General features: G+C 73.7%; 16 protein-coding genes and 1 pseudogene. 8 read left to right on the top strand and 9 right to left on the bottom strand.

Translation table 11 applies throughout. The features are described 5' to 3' along the window. Positions 1-35 precede the first annotated feature (35 nt). The 4 genes from lanL to GQS09_RS02605 form a co-directional block, all read right to left on the bottom strand. Entirely contained in the window at positions 36-2,777 is a 2,742-nt protein-coding gene (gene lanL, locus GQS09_RS02620; protein WP_165984313.1) for a class IV lanthionine synthetase LanL, read from the bottom strand. 335 nt (positions 2,778-3,112) lie between these two features. Then, positions 3,113-3,487 (bottom strand): YciI family protein, encoded by a 375-nt coding sequence (locus GQS09_RS02615; RefSeq protein WP_165984312.1) that lies wholly within the window; start codon positions 3,485-3,487, stop codon positions 3,113-3,115. A gap of 101 nt (positions 3,488-3,588) precedes the next feature. After that, the gene (locus GQS09_RS02610) at positions 3,589-4,281 is read right to left on the bottom strand and encodes a DUF998 domain-containing protein (protein WP_165984311.1); all 693 of its coding nucleotides are present in this window, start codon (positions 4,279-4,281) and stop codon (positions 3,589-3,591) included. Positions 4,282-4,485: 204 nt separating this feature from the next. Continuing rightward, complete coding sequence (locus tag GQS09_RS02605) at positions 4,486-5,814, bottom strand: RNA polymerase sigma factor (protein ID WP_165984310.1); 1,329 nt, start codon at positions 5,812-5,814, stop codon at positions 4,486-4,488. Between the two features lie 278 nt (positions 5,815-6,092). Between GQS09_RS02605 and GQS09_RS02600 the strand changes: the two genes are divergently transcribed. Further along, a complete protein-coding gene (locus tag GQS09_RS02600) occupies positions 6,093-6,890 on the top strand; it encodes an arylamine N-acetyltransferase (protein ID WP_165984309.1) in 798 nt (265 codons plus the stop codon). 179 nt (positions 6,891-7,069) lie between these two features. Here the strand turns inward: GQS09_RS02600 and GQS09_RS02595 are convergent, their stop codons facing one another. Further along, positions 7,070-7,693 carry a LysE family translocator gene (locus tag GQS09_RS02595; RefSeq protein WP_165984308.1) on the bottom strand — a complete coding sequence of 208 codons (624 nt, stop codon included), beginning with the start codon at positions 7,691-7,693 and terminating at the stop codon, positions 7,070-7,072. Between the two features lie 396 nt (positions 7,694-8,089). On the opposite strand from GQS09_RS02595, the gene GQS09_RS02590 reads away from it, so the two are divergent. The 6 genes and pseudogenes from GQS09_RS02590 (at position 8,090) to GQS09_RS02565 (ending at position 13,008) form a co-directional block, all read left to right on the top strand. Beyond that, on the top strand, positions 8,090-8,476 hold the full coding sequence (locus tag GQS09_RS02590) for a peptidase inhibitor family I36 protein (RefSeq protein ID WP_165984307.1): 387 nt from the start codon (positions 8,090-8,092) through the stop codon (positions 8,474-8,476). Between the two features lie 440 nt (positions 8,477-8,916). Next, a complete protein-coding gene (locus GQS09_RS02585) occupies positions 8,917-9,393 on the top strand; it encodes a general stress protein (RefSeq protein ID WP_165984306.1) in 477 nt (158 codons plus the stop codon). 153 nt (positions 9,394-9,546) lie between these two features. Beyond that, positions 9,547-9,948, top strand: coding sequence for a hypothetical protein (locus GQS09_RS02580; RefSeq protein WP_165984305.1), 402 nt, complete (start codon positions 9,547-9,549; stop codon positions 9,946-9,948). A gap of 478 nt (positions 9,949-10,426) precedes the next feature. Continuing rightward, positions 10,427-11,107 (top strand): annotated as a pseudogene (locus GQS09_RS02575) (sporulation protein); the annotation flags it as partial. Further along, positions 11,019-11,549 (top strand): sporulation protein, encoded by a 531-nt coding sequence (locus GQS09_RS02570; protein ID WP_165984304.1) that lies wholly within the window; start codon positions 11,019-11,021, stop codon positions 11,547-11,549. The pseudogene GQS09_RS02575 and the gene GQS09_RS02570, both read left to right, overlap by 89 nt. Before the next feature lie 751 nt (positions 11,550-12,300). After that, positions 12,301-13,008, top strand: coding sequence for a DUF4397 domain-containing protein (locus GQS09_RS02565; RefSeq protein WP_165984303.1), 708 nt, complete (start codon positions 12,301-12,303; stop codon positions 13,006-13,008). Between the two features lie 70 nt (positions 13,009-13,078). Here the strand turns inward: GQS09_RS02565 and GQS09_RS02560 are convergent, their stop codons facing one another. Further along, a complete protein-coding gene (locus GQS09_RS02560) occupies positions 13,079-14,191 on the bottom strand; it encodes a calcium/sodium antiporter (RefSeq protein WP_165984302.1) in 1,113 nt (370 codons plus the stop codon). A gap of 323 nt (positions 14,192-14,514) precedes the next feature. Here GQS09_RS02560 and GQS09_RS02555 point away from each other — a divergent pair, with 323 nt between their 5' ends. Further along, positions 14,515-15,483 carry a helix-turn-helix domain-containing GNAT family N-acetyltransferase gene (locus GQS09_RS02555; protein WP_165984301.1) on the top strand — a complete coding sequence of 323 codons (969 nt, stop codon included), beginning with the start codon at positions 14,515-14,517 and terminating at the stop codon, positions 15,481-15,483. A gap of 291 nt (positions 15,484-15,774) precedes the next feature. Here GQS09_RS02555 and GQS09_RS02550 read toward each other — a convergent pair whose 3' ends face one another. The 3 genes from GQS09_RS02550 to GQS09_RS02540 form a co-directional block, all read right to left on the bottom strand. Then, on the bottom strand, positions 15,775-16,098 hold the full coding sequence (locus GQS09_RS02550; protein WP_165984300.1) for a hypothetical protein: 324 nt from the start codon (positions 16,096-16,098) through the stop codon (positions 15,775-15,777). Between the two features lie 441 nt (positions 16,099-16,539). Then, complete coding sequence (locus tag GQS09_RS02545) at positions 16,540-16,914, bottom strand: hypothetical protein (RefSeq protein WP_165984299.1); 375 nt, start codon at positions 16,912-16,914, stop codon at positions 16,540-16,542. Next, entirely contained in the window at positions 16,911-17,498 is a 588-nt protein-coding gene (locus tag GQS09_RS02540; RefSeq protein WP_165984298.1) for a TetR/AcrR family transcriptional regulator, read from the bottom strand. The genes GQS09_RS02545 and GQS09_RS02540 overlap by 4 nt, the downstream gene beginning before the upstream one ends. Positions 17,499-18,140 lie beyond the last annotated feature (642 nt).

The following is an 18,140-nucleotide window of genomic DNA, read 5'->3' as shown; positions in this document are numbered from 1 at the left end:
GACGGGCGAGCCGGGCAGGGGCCGGTCCCCGTGCTTCAGGGGGCGGCGGTGAGGGGGACCGGGGGCCGGACCATCCAGTGCCGGGGCGAGGCGTGGCGGAGCCGGAGCAGGAAGGCCAGGATTCCGGCGGCGCCGTCGCTCCAGCTCGCCGAGACGTCCCCGAACTCGTTGGGAAAGACGACGTGGCCGTTCCGGCGGGCCTGCTGCGCGAGGATGAGGCGGGCCAGTTCCCCGGCCAGGGAGCGGTGGGCGGCCTCCCCCGTGGCGTCGGCCATGTCGAGAAGGAAGTCCCCGTTGCCCGCGAGCCCGTGGCACTGGGTCAGGGGTGCGCGCGGGGCGTGGTCGGCCACCGCCCGGGTACCGCGGCGGGCCAGGTCGCCGAACCGGGGATCGCCGGTGGCCCGGTGCAGCCGGATCAGGAAGGTGCCGACGCCCGCCGCCCCGTGGCACCAGTAGGGGGAGGTCGGCGGGTCGGCGGCCTGGGTGGGCCAGTTGGCCGCCTCGCCTGCCACCACGGCCCGGGCCAGCAGCTGCTCTCCGGCGTCCACGGCGAGCTCCAGGTGAGCGGGGCGGTCCGACACCGCTGCGGCACACAGCAGAAAGCATCCGATGCCGGCGACTCCGTGGGCGAACCCGAGGTGGCGTTTGCCGGCCAGCCGGGAGACGGCCTCGGCGGGTACCGCCCAGCTCACCCCGGCGGGCTCGCGGCGGGCCGCGGCGGCCAGCCGGTCGGCGGCTGCCACGGCCAGCTCCGCGAAGCGCGCGTCCCGGGTGCGTTCCCACAGATGGAGAGCGGCCAGTCCGCTGCCCGCGGTGCCGTGGGTGATGTCGTGACTGGGGGAGGACTCCAGCGGTGCCGTGGCCAGGGCCAGGGCGTGGCCGGTGAGCCGGTCGTCGCCCACGGCCCGCCCCGCGTCGTACAGGGCCCAGGCGGTGCCGGGGCCGCCGAAGTGCAGGCCGGGCCGGGCCCGGCGGGTGCCGGTGCGCCGCATGATCCAGTGCCCCGCCGTGGAGATCACCCGCGGCAGACGCGGGTCGCCGGTGAGTTCGTAGTACCTGGTGAGTACCGCCAGGACGCCGGCCGCGCCTTGCTGCACGGTGCAGGGGTCGGTCTCTCCGGCGGTGGTGGACACCGGCCACAGACGTCGGTCGTCGGCCGGTGTCATGGAATCGATCAGGTAGTCCACGATCCCGGCCACCGCCTCCCGGACACCCTCCGGTGCTTCCGGCCGGGCGGGCTCGGAGGACGCCGGCTCGGACGGCCGGTCGCCCGGCGCCCGCGCGGCGGCGGGGACCCTCCGGCCACGGCCGGACACCGGTGGCGCGACGGACGCCCGCAGCGCCGCGCGTGCCCGCCCCGGGTCCCAGCGCGCGGCCGGGTCCTCCCTCAGCAGCCCCAGCAGCATCGTCACCACGCCGTCCGGCAGCCGCAGCCGTCCGGCGCAGGCCCCCAGCCAGGCGGCCATGCGCTCGTCGGCGGGCCGGTCGGCGGGCTCCTCGGGCAGCAGCTCCGGAACGCGCCCGGCAAGGACGAAGCATGCGGTGGCGCCGAGGCTGTAGTAGTCGGCCGTGGGTGACACCGGCGCGTCGGTCAGACGCTCCGGCGCGCTGAAGCCCGGCGTGCCCAGGCGGGTCGGCTCGGCGGACCCGTCGTCGGGTACGGCCAGTTCCAGGTCGATCAGACGCAGTGCGCCGTCCGGGCGGACCACGACGTTGCCGGGGGAGAGGTCCCGCAGGACGCAGCGCTGGGCATGGGCCGCGGCCACCAGGTCCACCAGCCGGCCGACCAGGGCCAGGGCGTCGGCGCGGTAGCGGTCCGGGCCGGCGTCGCGGAAGTGCTCCGCGGTCCAGGTGCGCAGCGTGACTCCCGGCACCTCCTCCTGCGCGAGGAAGAGATGCTGGCCGTGGTCGAACACCGCCAGTGCCTCCGGGGCCAGCCCCAGGCCCGCCAGCTTCTGCAGCATCCGGGCCTCGGCGCGCAGCCAGTCCCGGACATCCCGGCCGGAGGCGTCCGCCTCCACATGCGGCCGGGCCTCCTTGATCACCACCGGAGCCCCCGTACGGGTGTCGGTGCCCCGGTAGACCCCGCCCTTGTTGGTGTGCCGGATCGCCTCCCGCACCGCGAAGCGCCCGCCCAGCATGACCGGGCCCCTGGGAGCGGGCGGCTTGACGGGCACCCCCGGCTCCTCGGGGAACGGGGAGACCGCCCAGGGGGGCGGCACGTACTCGCCGGTCCGCTTGTCCTCCACCGGATTGCCGTCCGGATCCCGGACGTACCACACCATCAGGCCGTCCTCGGAGAGCCGCCGCCGGCCGACGAAGGAGCCGTAGCGGTAGTGCACCAGGCTTCCCGCCGTGTAGGGCCGGTCGGACAGGATCCGGGGACCGGCGAGCCCGGAGGTGGCCCGGTGCAGATCCCGCGCGAGGCGGGCCGCGGCCTCGTCGCTGCGCGGATAGACGGTGAGGAACTTCCCCGAGTTGCCCCGGGGGGTGCTGCGGGCGTTGAGGGTGGTCACCTGGTCCAGTGACCGGGCGAACTTGAACGCCGAGTCCTCGCTCAGCAGAACGCCGAGCGCCCGTTCCAGCACCGTCGGAGCCGACGCGGCCGTCGCCGACAGGTGCAGCTTCCAGCCCTGTTCGCGCAGTTCCCCGGTGCCGGGCGTCACCCGGCACCACATCCCGTCCGTGGTGACCGTCCACGGGGTGCCGGTGCCGATCGTGCTCAGCGCGTTGTCGAGCAGGTGTTCAAGCCCGCCTTCCGTCACGCGACCTGTCATCACTGCCCCTTCCACCGGTCCGCAAGGCTCGTCGCGCCGCCACTCGTCCGGGAGCGGGGCACCGGGGTCACTCGACCGGGACCGGCAGGGGAGAAGGTGCCCGGCGGCGCGGCCACGCCAACACGCCGCTCACCGGAACCACCCCATCGGGTAAGCGCACAGACATACTTCATGTTTCGGGGGTACGCCCGGCGCCCTGCGGCTTCAGCCGGCTGCTCCGGGCTGCTGCCGACCGTGGGGACCGGTGGACAGACCCGGGGACTGCCCGGTGTCCTGCCCCGGACACGGCCGCCGGGGCCGTCCTCGGCGGGACGGCCCCGGCGGGCGGAGGGTACTCAGGCAGGGTCTGCGGGACCCTCGGAGACCCGGCGGACGTCGATCTCCACCTCGGTGCCGGTGGCCTCGAAGACGTCGGCGAAACGCGAGGCCCATTCCACGGCTTCCTCCCTGGAACGCACCTCGATCAGCGCGAAGCCGGCGATCAGTTCCTTCGTCTCGGTGAACGGGCCGTCGGTGACGGTCCGCTTGCCGTCGGCGACCGTGATCCGGGCGGAACTCGCGGAGCTGGGCAGCAGGCCCTCGGCGGCCAGCAGCACTCCGGCGCGGCCCACCTCCTGCATGAAGGCGCCCATCCGGGTCATGAACTCGGGGCTCGGGTCGAAGTTGGCCGGCACGGACTCGTCCAGCTTGTGCATCAGCATGTAGCGCATGGGGGTTCTCCTCATTCTGTGGGTGCGGGTACGGGTGCGGGTTCTGCAGAGTGCCCGGGTGTCCGGGTGTCCGGGTGTCCGGGAGTCCGGGTGCCCGGTGGTCAGCGGCGGGTGCGGGGACCGGCCAGGGCGGTGGTGACGGCGGTGAGCCAGGCGAAGCCGGCCACCGCGCCGATGGCCATCCGCCAGGAGATCGAGTCGTGGTGCGGCACCGCCATGATCACGACCACGGCCGCGCCGGCCGCGGCGCTCCAGGCCGCACGGTTCCGGTGGCCGTCCCGGGCGAAGATCCGGGCCAGCACAAACATGGCGGTGACCAGGGCGAGGTAGGCCACCGGCGCGGCGACGCCGTGCAGGATCGCGCTGGTGCTGAGCTGCTCCGCCGGGCCCTCCGGTGCCCCGGCCGGGAAGCCCATGCTGGGGTCGGTGACGAAGATCCCGGCCGCCGCCAGTGCCGCGCCGTAGACGGCGACCAGGGAAACCGCCCACGCACGGGCCCGGCCGGGGGCCAGGACGCGGCGCAGCCCGGCCGCGCCCGCCACGGAGAGCAGCCCGGCCACGACGAAGTTGGCGATCTGGATCCAGCCCAGCTCGCCCAGGCTGAGCAGACTGAGCGGCTGGCGGGCGAGGTCGAAGCCGTCGCGGGTGAGCACCTGGGCGGCGGCGACCGTGGTGAACAGCGGGCCGGCCGCCGCACCGGCGGCCAGCAGGCCCCGGGCGGAGGGACGGGCCGGGACCGCGGCGAGGACCCGGGCGGCAGCGGGGGCGGGGACGGGGGCGGTGCGGGTGGTCATCTCGGAATCCTTGTCGCTCGTCGGGCGGGCCGCGTGTTCTCCCGCGGCGCTCTCTCCTGAGTGCGTCGAGCGGCCGGGCCCGGTATCGACAGCGGGCCGGGATTTTTCCCGGACTTTTTTCCGCGGAGCATGGAGACCGCTCCGGCCTGCGACGACGGACACAGGCCGGCCCCCGTGCCGCGGCTCTGCCGTCCAGAAGCGCGGTCAGCGGCCCGAGGAGACGCCGGCGGAGCCGCCGGAGCGGCAGGCCGCGGCGCGCTCCCGCAGCAGGGTGCGCTCCCGCTCGTTGCGGGTGAGGTCCGCGGCCCGTTCGAATTCGGTGCGGGCCTCGTCGTGCCGGCCGAGCCTGGCCAGCAGATCGCCGCGCACGCTGGGCAGCAGATGGTAGTGCCGCAGTGCCGGATCGTCCCGCAGCGCGTCGACCAGTTCCAGGCCGGCCGCCGGCCCGGACGCCATGGAGACGGCGACGGCCCGGTTGAGTTCGACGACCGGGGAGGGGGAGCGGCGGGCGAGTTCGGCGTACAGCCCGGCGATGCGGGCCCAGTCGGTGTCCTCGGCCGCGGCCGCGCGGGCGTGGCAGGCCGCGATGGCGGCCTGCGCGGTGTAGGGACCGCGCTGTGGCGCCAGGGATTCGGCGCGTTCCAGGGCGGCCAGGCCGCGAGTGATCAGCAGCCGGTTCCACCGGCCGCGGTCCTGGTCCAGCAGCAGCACGGGCTCACCGTCCGGGCCGGTGCGGGCGGCGGTGCGCGATGCCTGGATCTCCATCAGCGCCACCAGGCCGTGCACCTCGGCCTCGGCGGGCATCAGCCCGGCCAGCAGTCTGCCGAGCCGCAGCGCGTCCGCGCACAGCTCCGGCCGCAGCCAGTCCTGCCCGGCGGTGGCGGAATAGCCCTCGTTGAAGATCAGGTAGATGACCTCGAGCACGGAGGCCAGCCGGGCCGGGCGCTCGGCCGGGCCGGGAGTCTCGAACCCGGCATCCGCATCGGCCAGGGCGCGTTTCGCCCGGACGATCCGCTGCGCCACGGTCGGCTCGGGGACCAGGAAGGCCCGGGCGATCTCCCCGGTGGTCAGTCCGCCCAGCAGGCGCAGGGTGAGCGCGGTCCGGGCGGAGGGCGCGAGCACGGGATGGCAGGCGGTGAAGACCAGACGGAGCAGATCGTCCTCGATCCGCTCGCCGGGCAGTTCCCCGTCCTCCGGACCGGGCTGCTGTGCCTCCAGCAGCGGGCCGAGACCGGCGAGTTTGCGGTCCAGCAGGTCGCGGCGGCGCAGCAGGTCGATGGCCCGGCGCTTCCCGACGGTCATCAGCCAGGCGGCGGGGTTGCGCGGGATGCCGTCCCGCGGCCACTGCTCCAGCGCGGCGACCAGCGCATCCTGGGCGAGTTCCTCGGCCAGGCCGATGTCGCGGACGACGCGCGCCAGCCCGGCGGTCACCCGGGCCGACTCGATGCGCCACACCGCGGCCACCGCGGCCCGTGCCTCTTCGGCGGCCCCCGTTCCGGCCGGTTCCGCGCCCTGCTTCTCCCCGGTGTCCATCCGCGACAGTCCTTCCCTCCGGGCCCCGAGCCCGGTGGCAGCATGCCAGAGCCCGGTTCCGGCCCGTGCTCCGCCCTGCCGCACCGGGGTGCGGCTCCGCCACCGGGCCGTGGCCGCACAGCGGGAGCGGGCCGCGACGGTCCCCTGGGCCCCGACTGCCGTCGTGCCCCGGGGCCGGCACGGGCTGCGGCACGGGCTGCGGACCTACGCCCAGGGAAGGCCCCCGGCCGGTGCCCGGGGCCGATGCGGAACGGCCGGCCGCGGGAGGTAATGGGAGCATGGACGAGACGATGACGACTGCCTACCTGGAGCGGATCGGCGCCGCACGGCCGGCCGTGGCCGGGGCCGGGGCGCTGCGGGACCTCCAGCGGCGCCACCTGCGGACCGTGCCCTTCGAGAACCTCTCCATCCACCTCGGTGAGGAGATCGAGCTCAGCGAGAAGGCACTGGTGGAGAAGGTGGTCACCCGGCACCGCGGCGGCTTCTGCTACGAGTTGAACGGCGCCTTCGCCGCCCTGCTGCGGGCCCTCGGCTTCGGTGTGCGGCTGCTGGCCGCCCGGGTCTTCGACAGCGGTGACGAGACCCGGCCCGGCATCCCCTTCGACCACCTTGCGCTGCGGGTGGAGCCGGTGGACGGCTCGGGACCGTGGCTGGCGGACGTCGGCTTCGGCGCGTTCTCCGACGGGCCGGTGCTGCTGGACAGCCGGGAGGAGCAGCGGGACACCGCCGGGGTGTTCCTGCTGCGCGAGGGCCCGCACGGCGACCTGGACGTGTTCAAGAACGGCACGCCGCAGTACCGGCTGGAGACCCGCCCGCGCGAACTGGCGGACTTCGAGGGCGGCTGCTGGTACAACCGGACCTCGCCGTCGAGCCATTTCACCCAGGGGCTGGTGTGCTCCCGGACCACTGCCGACGGCCGGATCACCCTCAGCGGGCGGACCCTGAAACGCACCGTCGGCGAGAAGCACAGCGAGGAGGAACTGCCCCACGAGGCGGCGGTGCTTCAGGCCTATCGCCGCCACTTCGGCATCGTGCTGGACCGGGAACCGGTGCTCGCCCGGACCGGCGGCACCTGAGAGGCCCGGCCCGCCGCACGGCCGGGGGTACGGGCCCGGCCGAACGGCCGCGGAACGGCGGCGCGGCACGGCGACCGGCAGCAGCGCCGACGTCACCGACGCGGCTGTCGCGGGCGTCGCGGGCGAGCCTGTGATGCCCTGACGCCCGCGACGGACCCGGCACCGGGGGCAACGACCCGTCACGCCCTGGCGACGTGCACCGACATGCCGGCGAGCACGCCTCCCATGAGGTAACGCTGGACACGCAGCCACCGCGGCCGGTTCCGGAGAAAGGAGGCGACGGAACCGGCCGTGACAGCGATGACGCCGTTGACCGTGACGGCGATCGCGATCTGGACGAGGCCGAGCAGCAGGCTCTGCCCGGCCACGGAGCCCCGGTCCGGGTCCACGAACTGCGGCAGGACCGAAATGTAGAGGATGGCGATCTTCGGGTTGAGCAGGTTGGTGATCAGCCCCATGGCGAACAGCCTCCGCGGCGGGTCCGGAGGCAGCGGCTGCGGGTCGAAGGCCGAGCGGCCCCCGGGCCGGAGAGTGGTCCAGGCGAGATACGCGAGGTAGGCGGCGCCGGCCAGTTTCACGGCCGTGTAGAGGGCCGGTACGAGAGCGAAGAGAGCGGCGATACCCGCCACGGCCGCGAGGAGATAGACGAAGAACCCGGCCGCGACGCCCAGCAGGGAGAACAGGCCGGCCCGCCGCCCCTGCACCACCGACCGTGACACCAGGTACATCATGTTGGGTCCCGGGGTGAGCACCAGGCCCAGCGCCACGAGAGAGATACCGACGAGTGCCTGTGCGCTGACCATGCTGTGCGCCCCTCCCGCTGTCAGTGATCCAGTCCGCAGGCGGCCCGTGGCCCGTGGCAGGGGCTGTCGGGCGGCAGGTGCTCCATTCTCACAGCACCGGCATCGGCGAAGCACCGGCTTTTCCGGCTGCCCCTGCGACCCGCGGGAGCGGAGCCGGGCCGGGCAGGCCCCCGGCGGGCAGCAGCCGACCGCGTGATGCCCGGCCGTCCGGGGGCGCGGACGGAGTGCTCCGGCGTGTGTTCGCTGTGACGTGCGCCTGCGGATGGCTTCCGTGCCTTCACCGCGGGCGGCCCCGGGGCCGTACGGGAGTCCGGCGCGGAGCGTTCACAGACGACAGTTGCGGGATCTGCGCCAGTGCGCGTCCCGCGCCGGACACCGCACAGAAACGGAATGCACATGGCACACACGGGCAGGCGCCTCCGCTCGGGGGGCCTTCTGACGACCGTCGCAATCGCGGCCGGTCTCGCCCTGACACCCGCCCCGGCCGCGGCGAGCGCGGCCGCCGCCTGGGACTGCCCGCAGGGCTGGATCTGCCTGTACGACCACGCAGGAGGAGTCGGACGGTTCTATGCCGCGACCGACGGGTGCTGGTTCGACAACATCGGCCTGCAGGGCCTGGGCGACCGGGCCACCTCCGTGTACAACCGCACCAGCCACCGGGTGAACCTGGCCAACTGGAACGGCAGCGCGTGGGAGCATCTGGTGCACGCCGATCCCGGTCAGGCGTTCAACCTCCCGGCGTCGGCGGACAACAGGACGGACGCCGTACACGTCATCTGCTGACGATCCGCCGATGCCACCGGCCGTCCTTCCCGGCCACGAACACCATGGCCGGGAGGGACCGCCACCCGTATCGGCCCCTGCCTCCGCCGGCGGGAGCCGGAGCCGCCCGGGGGAGCGCCCAGCGCCCCCGGCATCACCCTGCATGACGACCCGCATACTCGGAGCCGGCAGTCGCTCTCGCCGGTGCCGCGCCGGCGCCCCGGCCCGTGTCCTCAGCAGGGTGAACGGCGCCAGGTCCGCGCATCCCTCATGGCCCCGCCACGGGCACAGGCCGTGTGCCCGCACCTCTCTCCGGGCGCCCGGCCGGACAGCGGTGTGTGCACCGGGCGCCGCTTGGGCACCCGGGACACACCTCCCGGCAGGCCGCCCGGCGCCGGCCGGCCTGCCTCCGGGGTGCGGCGCGGGCGGGGACACCGGCATCGAGGAAGGGACTGTCGGCGATGACTCAGCAGCCACCGAGGGCGGACTCCCGCCCCGTGGTCGGTTCGTACACCACCTACGAGGACGCGCAGCGTGCGGTCGACCTGCTCTCCGACCGGAAGTTCCCGGTCGAGGAGACCGCGATCATCGGTTCCGACCTGCGCATGGTCGAGACCGTCCTGGGGCGGCTCACCCGTGGCCGGGCCACCCTGGCGGGACTGGCGGCGGGCGCCTGGTTCGGTCTGCTGATCGGTCTGCTGCTGTCGATCTTCGCCGCCGACGCGGACGACGTCGCCGTGATCATGTTCAGCGCGCTCCTGTACGGTGCCGCCTTCGGCGCCGTCTTCGGGTTCGCCGGCCACGTCTTCTCCGGTTCGGGGCGGGACTTCACCTCGCGAAGCCAGATCGTGGCCGCCCGCTATGACGTCGTCGCCGGCGAGCCGTGGGCCGAGGAGGCCAGGAACCTGCTCGCCGGGCAGCCTCCGGAGGAACCCTGACGAGGCCGGCACCCGGACTCTTCCGCCGTGCCGGGCAGCTCGGCGAGGGCCGCCCGAACCGGCGGCCACGCGCACGTCGCCGGCACGGCCTTGCGGTGGCCGCCTGCCGCAACGAGTGCCGTCAGGGCACCCGATTGCTACGATCCCGGCGTTGTGAAGCTTCTCGTGAAGACGTTCCTGGTGCTGGCGCTGGTCGGGATATGGGCCGGTCTCCTGCGCTTCTCCTTCTGGAAGTCCCGTGACCTGCGCCGACTGCAACGGGAAGGTGTCCGGGGGGCGGCCACCTGTATCGGGCACAGCTACCCGCGTTCGGGGGTGTGCGCGGTACTCGAGTACTACGACGGGGCCGGGAACCGCCACGTGCTGACCGGCCCGGTGAGGCCCGGGCCGACTCCCGCAATCGGTGAGAAGACAGAGATTGTCTTCGACCCTCGCACCCCACGGATCGCAGCTCTCTGGCCGGTCACCCCGAGGATGGTGCGCAACCGTCTCGCCGGAGGAGTCGCCTCGTCGCTTCTGTTCGCCGCCTGCCTCTATGCCGCGCTCCAGTTCTGAGGCGGGGCCGCGCGAGGGAACCCGCCCGCCGCGCTGCCGCAGACACACGCCGCCGAGGGGGTGGTAGTTCTGCCGCAGGCAGGGCCCGGCCACGCCTGCCGGTGCCGGTGCCGCCCCGGCACCGAGGCGCCGTTCCGCCGCCCGGCACGCCTGGACGCCTGGACGACTGCGGTTCTCCACGAAGCGGGACCCGGTCACGATCCGCCGGTTCGTGCGCGCAAGGAGAATCCGGGCGGAACTCTCGCCCAACAGAACCGCAACGCCGCTCCTGACGTCTGAGCCGTCGACCATACTGCGGCACGGCCGCGGCATCGTGCTCCGGCCCGCCGTTCCCTCCGGGTCGCTTGCGCGAGCCGGAGGCGGCGGGACCGTTCGGGGCGATGTGCAGCGGTTTCGCCGCAAGGCGGACGTCCCGGTGTACGTGCGGGGGCCGTCTGCGTACCTGTCCAGGAACAGACGAAGGAGTGTGAGCGCCGGCATGGTGTTCAAGCGGCTGCTCGGTGCGCTCGGGGTGGGCGGACCCAAGGTGGACACGGTTCTGACCCCGGGGGCGGTCCACCCGGGCGGCACCATAAGCGGCCAGGTCAACATGGTCGGCGGCTCATCGGGCTTCGACATCGAGCACGTCTCCCTGGAGTTCGCCGGCCGGGTGGAGGTCGAGTTCGAGGTCGAGGGCGAGGAGCACGAGGGCCACCGTCTGGTCGGATTCGACAAGGTCGCGGTGAGCGGCCCTTTCCGGCTCGACGAGGAGGAGGAGCGGTCCATACCGTTCCGGATCGCGGTGCCCTGGGAGACGCCGGTCACCGAGATGTACGGGCGCCGGCTCGGCATCGGGCTGGGACTTTGCACCGAACTCGCCGTGGCGGGCGCGGTGGACGCAGGCGACATGGACCCGGTCTCGGTGCTGCCGCTGCCCTCCCAGGAGGGCGTGCTGGCCGCGCTCTCCCAGCTCGGCTTCGTCTTCAAGTCGGCCGACCTGGAGCCGGGCCGGATCAGCGGCACCGGCCAGCAGCTCCCGTTCTACCAGGAGATCGAGCTCACGGCGGCTCCGCAGTACCAGGGTGTGATGAATGATCTCGAGGTCACCTTCCTGGCCAACCCGGGCGGTCTCGAAGTGGTTCTGGAGGCCGACAAGCGCGGCGGGCTGTTCCAGCCGGGCNGGGCTGGGACTTTGCACCGAACTCGCCGTGGCGGGCGCGGTGGACGCAGGCGACATGGACCCGGTCTCGGTGCTGCCGCTGCCCTCCCAGGAGGGCGTGCTGGCCGCGCTCTCCCAGCTCGGCTTCGTCTTCAAGTCGGCCGACCTGGAGCCGGGCCGGATCAGCGGCACCGGCCAGCAGCTCCCGTTCTACCAGGAGATCGAGCTCACGGCGGCTCCGCAGTACCAGGGTGTGATGAATGATCTCGAGGTCACCTTCCTGGCCAACCCGGGCGGTCTCGAAGTGGTTCTGGAGGCCGACAAGCGCGGCGGGCTGTTCCAGCCGGGCGGTGACGTGATCCACCGCTACACCGTGCCGCACGAGGCCCCGGACCAGCGGGACTACGTGTCCGAGGTGGACTCGTGGATCCGTGCCATGGCCGAGGGCCGGCACGGCTTCTGAGCCTTCGCCGGCGCGGCGGCGCACCCGGCCCGCACCGCATCCCGGCCGGGCCCCGGCGGGGCCCGGCCGGGATGCGGTGCGGGCCGCCTTGTGTCCCCGGAGCCGCGGGCGGGACACCGATCTTTTCCCTGACGCCGCCACCGGGCTGCGGCCGCCCGGCCGCCGCCTGTGCCCAGGCGCTGCGCGCCCTGCTGTCCCGCTGAGCCTGTTCTCCGACCGCCGGCGCGGCGGGTCCGGTGCCGGTCCCGTGCGGGTGGGCGGTGCGGGACGGCAGGCGGCGAGGACCCCGCCCGCGCGTCCTGGCGGGGCCGCGGCACCGGATGCGGGCCCGGGTGCAACAGACCGCCGGCGGGGTACTCGCGCCACTGACCAGTCACCCGGCAACCGCAAGAACGGCGACACCAACCTTGCAACCCTCCCTCCTCCTGTGGCAGGCGGACCGTGGACCCGTCGGACCGGCGGCTGCGGCCGGAACAGGAGTGACGAACATGGCCGCCCTCCCGGCCGTCGACGGCGGGACCCGGCGCACCGGGCCGCCCGCGCCGGGGTCCGCGGGCACGCACACCGGCCCGTCCGCGGACGCGCCGCGCCCTCGCACCCGTCACCGGCACCCGCTCCGTCTCGCCGCGCGGCGGCCGCCCGCCTCCCCGCCCCGCATTCCCAGCGCCCCCGTCCGTGACGAAGGCGATACGGACGGGAGCCGCACCGCGCGCCCCGCGCGGGTGCGGAACTCTCAGGGAAGGAACGACCGATGACCCTCACACGCACAGCACGTACCGCCGTGGCCACCGCAGGGTCGTGCGCGCTGGGGCTTGCCCTGGCGCTCCCGGCCTCCGCGGCGGGGCAGCAGCAGGACGAGCAGGCCGAGGTCTCCGTCTTCCACGGCATCCCCGGCCTGACCGTCGATGTGTACGCGGACGGAGAGGAACTCCTCTCGGACTTCGGGCCCGGGACCGTCGCCGAACCGATGACCCTGGAGCCCGGCAGCTACGACGTGGAGGTCTTCGAGGCCGGCGCCGACCCGGACAGCGCCGACCCGGAGCTGCGGAGGACCGTGGAGGTGCCCGCGGGCGGCAACGCCACCCTGGCCGCGCACCTGTCCGCGGAGGGTGACCCCCGGCTGAGCGCCTTCGTCAACGACACCTCCGAGGTCGCCTCGGGCGACGCCCGGCTCACCGTACGCCACCTGGCGGCGGCCCCCGCGGTCGATGTCCGGGCCGGTGGCGACACGCTCGTCGAGGGCCTGGAGAACCCGAACGAGGCCTCCGTCGAGGTGCCGGCCGACACCGTCCAGGCCGAGGTGGTCCTCGCGGAAACCGATGACGTCGTCATAGGTCCCGCGGATCTGCAGCTGGCCGAGGACACCAACACCATCGTCTACGCCTGGGGCAGTGCCGAGGAGGACAGCCTCGCCCTGGCGGTGCAGACGGTGGACACCGCCCGCGCGGAGTACGGCTGAGCCGCCCCCCGGGCCCGGCCGCCCGCCGCCGCACGCGCACGGCGGGCGGCCGCGACCTTGCCCGGACGGGTCAGGAATCCGGGCGGTGCGGGCCGTCCCGGCCGCGGCGCCGCAGGCCGATCTCGTGGGCGGTGAGGCCGATCAGGGTCGCGGCGACCAGCGGGAACACGAACCAGACCATGACGGTGGTGAAGCCGTCCAGTGCGTCGTGCCGGGCCGCGGCCAGCAGCACGTAGGTGAGGTAGGCGGCGTACAGGCCCAGGAAGAGGCCGCCCTCCCAGCGGGCGATGGCGTAGCCGGTGAAGGCGATCGGCAGCAGTGCCACCGCCGCGGCCAGCATCAGCGGGATGTCCAGCGCGGCCGCCGCGGCCGGCACCGGCAGGCCGTCCCAGGAGATCACCGCGGGCAGGCCCAGGACCTGGCCGATGTTGGCGATGTTGCTGCCGACCACGTTGCCCACCGCCATGTCGCGTTCGCCGCGCCGGACGGCGGTGACGGCGACCGCGAGCTCGGGCAGCGAATTGCCGACGGCGACCACGGTCAGGCCGACCACCAGGCTGCTGATCCCCATGGCCGAGGCCGCGTTGACCGCGCCCTCGACCAGCAGCTCCGCCCCGGCCGCCAGCAGCCCCACCCCGGCGGCCACCAGCAGCAGTGATCTCGGGACCGGCGCGGGCGGACGCTCCCCGGCCGCATGGGGGGCGCCCTCCTTCGCCGCCCTGGCCGCTTCCTCCCGGCGGCTGATCACCACTGCCAGCGCCAGGTATCCGGCCATCGCGGCAAGCAGGACGGCCCCCTCCGCCGCGCCGACCCGGCCGTCCAGCGACATCACCAGGAGCGCCGCGGACAGCACCACCATCAGCGGCAGGTCCAGCCGCGTCAGGCGTCGCCGGACCAGCAGCGGCGTGATCAGGGCAGCAGTGCCCAGGATCAGCAGGACGTTGGCGATGTTGCTGCCGACCACGTTGCCCACCGCCAGGCCGGGCTCGTCGCGCAGCACGGCACCGAGGGCGACGGCCAGTTCGGGTGAGGAGGTGGCCACCGAGACCACGGTGAGCCCGACCACGAGTGAGGTGATGCCGATCCGGCGGGCCAGCGCGGAAGCTCCCCGGACCAGCAGTTCGCCACCGGCGATGAGCAGGGCGAGGCCGGCGACGATGCGCCCGGCATCCAGGAGATCCACCCGCCGGAGTGTAGGCCGGACGGCTCCGGCATTCCGGTCACGACGGCCCCGGTCACCCTGGCGAGCCTGTGACCTCCCCGTGAGAGGTGATCCTTCCGCCGGGCCGGGTGCCACGCGCAGACGCCGGCCGGGGCCCGGGACGACGCTCCAGCACGCGCACAGCGTCTGCCGTCCCTGGCCACCCGGAAGCCGCGGACGGTCCTGCCCGCAGAACCGTCCGGCCGCACGCCGCGGTCGCCACGGCCGCCCGCCGGCCACGGCCGTGTGCCACCGGCACACGCGGCCAGTTTGCTCCCTCTCCATTCTCTGACTAAGGTCAGAGAATGGAGAGGGAGCAGGTGGAGCAGGTACGGCGCTTCAACCGGACGGTCGCTGAGCGTGTGGGAGTGCTCCACGATCACTATCTGGGCGGTGCACGCCCCTACGGGCAGGCCCGGCTGCTCTGGGAGATCGGCGACGGGGGCACGCACGACGTCCGCAGCGTACGAGACCGGCTCGGCCTCGATTCCGGCTACGTGAGCCGCCTGTTGCGGGCGCTTGAGCGCGACGGCCTCGTCGTGGTCGAGTCCCATCCCCGCGACCGGAGGGTGCGCACCATACGGCTGACCGAGGCCGGGCGGCACGAGCGCGCCCTCCTCGACGACCGCAGCGACGCGCTCGCCACATCGCTCCTGGCCCCGCTCGGCGCCCGGCAACGTGACCGGCTGACCTCGGCCATGGCCGAGGTCGAACGACTGCTGACCGCCTCGGTGGTCTCCCTGACAGTGCTCGACCCCGACCATCCGGACGCCGCGCACTGCCTGCGGTCCTACACCGCTGAACTGCAGGAGCTGTTCGAGGGCGGCTTCGACCCCGCAAACAGCCTGCTCCCCGACCCGGGGGACCTGCGTGCACCACGCGGGCTGTTCCTTGTCGCCCGGCTGCACGGCGAGCCGGTGGGCTGCGGTGGGGTCAAGCTGCCGACCGGAGCCCCCGCAGAGATCAAACGGCTGTGGGTCTCCCCCCGCCTCCGAGGGCTCGGCCTGGCCAGGCGCCTCCTGTCCGCACTCGAGGAACGCGCCGCGCAGCACGGCAGCGAGCTGGTGCGGCTCGACACCAACAAGGCCCTGGCAGCAGCCACTCGCCTCTACCGCAGCAGCGGGTACACCGAGGTCCCCGCCTTCAACGTCGAGCCCTACGCGCACCACTGGTTCGAAAAGCCGCTGACCCCGAGAACACCGCAGACAACCGCAGAGACGAGAGGGCTCTCGCCTTCTCGGCGCTCTCGCGGGGAGCTCGGCAGGAGCGGGTGACGGGGAACCCGCGGCTCACCTCTGAGCCTCCCCCTGGCTTCGGATACCCGGTGCCGGGCCGGCCCCTCTGCCGGGTGCACCGCCGCCCGGCCGTCTCGGTGAACATGCCGGCGGTCGAAGGGGGAGCCGGCAGGCCCGCCTGCCGACCACGGCAGAACGGGCCGAAGATCCATCCGCATCACCGACCGGGGAGGGTCTGCCGCTCTCCACGGGTGTCTCCGCCGCCGACACCCACCACGGTGGGTCAGACGAGATCCCGCTGCTCAGAGGCATCCCGCCACTCCCCGGCCCTCAGCCGTCCAGTGCGGAATCCTCAACGCACTCCTGCCCGATGACCAAGAGCGGGGAGGCGAACCCCACCGCGCAGTGAAACCTCTGCACGCTGACCGGGCCCTGGATGATGAAGTCCTCAATCGGCCCCTGCACCGTGCTGTCGCAGTTGAACCCGGCGACGTCGGGCAGGTCGGCCCTCACCAGTTCGCACCTGACGACCTGAGGCTGCCGGGCCGCGCCGGCGTCCGCAGTGACCGGGGGCGCGGCGGTGGTCATCGCGGCGGTGACGGCGCCGAGCACCCCCGCAAGAATCCCGGACTTCCTCAGCGTCCCTCGACTCATGTCCTCCTCCTTCGCTGGGCCGGTGCCTCACCGGGAAGGTGTAGCGATGCCGGGCGGGGTGGCGGCCCACGCCATGCGCCGCCAGGCACGAGACCGCGTCCGCCAGGCCGGTGACGCGCAGACCGGTGACTCGCTGCTCCAGTCCAGCAACCACGCCTCAGGGGCGGAAGGAGAGACCGGCAAAGGTCACCCCATCGAGTGTTGAACGGACGAGGTCCCCGCGCCCGCTGTGCGGGGACCGCGGATCATTGCGCCGATGTCCACGGTCACGATCAGGCCGCTGGACCCGTCAGGCGCGGTCAGCCGGACCGGATGAGGAACAGCTGGCCGGCCGAGCCGGTGCATCGTTCTTCGACCGCTTCGGCTTCCTCGGTGGTGCCGTTTCCGGCGATGCCGATGCACCCGCTGCAGGGCGGTGGGTCGCCCGGTGCGGGCGCCGGTTCACCTGGTGCCGACGAGGGCGAGGACGCCGACCGGTAGCAGGAGAATCCACTGCGGGAGCTGCAGTAGCGGCCGTGGCCAGTCGGCGGCCAGCGTGACGACGAGGAACACCACCGCATAGGCGAGGTACTGGGCGGCGATGAACAGCGCGAGCGCCGTGCTCGGCGCGGCTGCGAAGGCGAGGGCCAGCAGGGCGACGGAGCTGAGCACCAGGTCGGCGGTGACCATGTGCCATACGACGTGCAGGGTGCGCCTGGGCTCGGCGGCCACCTCACTGCCCAGAAGCGGGCGGACGACCGACTTCCCCCCGGCGAGTACGTGGATGACCGTGGTGGCCGCCGCGATGCCGCCCGCGGTGAGCAGCCATCCGTTCACCGGGCCTCGATTCCCTTGGCGGCCATCGCGGCGATGCGCCGGGCCAGATCGGGCCGGGGGCGTTCGCCGATGATCCCCAGGTGGAAGAAGACCGCCCCGGCCAGGGTGTCCAGTACGAGGTCGACCGGCAGGTCCGCGCCGGTCTCCCCGCGCTGTGCAGCCCGGTCGAACACCGCGATCAGCCGCTGCTTGGCCGGCTGGAGGAACCGGGAGCGGATTGTCCCGCGCAGTTCCGGTGTGGCGGCGAAGTCGGCGAGCAGCCCGGGCAGGGCCGCCGCGGCCGCCGGCGTGGAGAACTCCTCGACCAGCGACTGGACCACTGCGGCCAGGTCGCCTTCCAGCGTCCCGGTGTCCGGCAGGTCCGCGGTATCGGCCGTGGTGAAGACCGCCTCGTAGACCAGCTCCGGCTTGCCGGACCAGCGGCGGTAGATGGTGTCCTTGCCGACACCCGCTCGTGCGGCGACGGCGCCGATGGACATTGCCGCGTAGCCGCTCTCCACGACCAGTTCGGCAGCGGCCTCGATGATTGCGGCGCCGGACCGCTGATCCCTGGGGCGCCCGCGTCCAGCAGGGGAACGACTCATGCCACCAGTATTACCATACAGGTCGACCCGTATGGAATGAGGGGGGCCGGAGTGCCAAGAAGGTCGAGTCCCCCGTCGTCGACCGCGGCCAGGACCTGCCGCCACAGCAGCACCGCTCGCTCCCGTTCCGGGGTGCGGGGCGCCGCCCTGGGTCCCGGTCGGCGCCGGTGGAGCCGGACCGGTACTGCTGGGCCGGATCGAGCCGGCCGCTCCGGACGCCGGTGCCGTACCCAACGCCTCCCACCCGCTCTGGACCGGCGCCGGCACCATCTCGCCCCTGGCCCACTGGGCGGTCACCATTGCGGGTCCGCACCGTCCCTGACCGTTCCGTTCCCGGCTCCCGTCCACGGCCCGCGCCCGGTCGAGGACTGTGGGCCGTTCGGGTGCGATGCCGCCGGGCCGCCCTCCGCGGCCGGGCGGAGGGCGGGTCATGCGCTCCATGCCGTGGCCGTCCGGATCGGAGAGGTTCGCGCCCCGGCCCGTACCGGAGGGATGTCCGCCCTGCCCGCCGGCCCCTTGCCGGCCGTTCCGCCGCCTCGGGGAGTCAATCCGGACATGTGATGTCCGTTATGCGTAATGTGCCGGGATATATCCGATGTGTCCAGCCAGGGCTGATGGCACGTACCTGCAGCCCAGGGCCGG

The sequence above is a fragment of the Streptomyces sp. YIM 98790 genome (assembly GCF_011421595.1).
Classification (GTDB): Bacteria; Actinomycetota; Actinomycetes; order Streptomycetales; family Streptomycetaceae; genus Streptomyces.
Note: the sequence above shows the minus strand (reverse complement) of the source record. Positions and strands in the feature narration are given on the sequence as shown.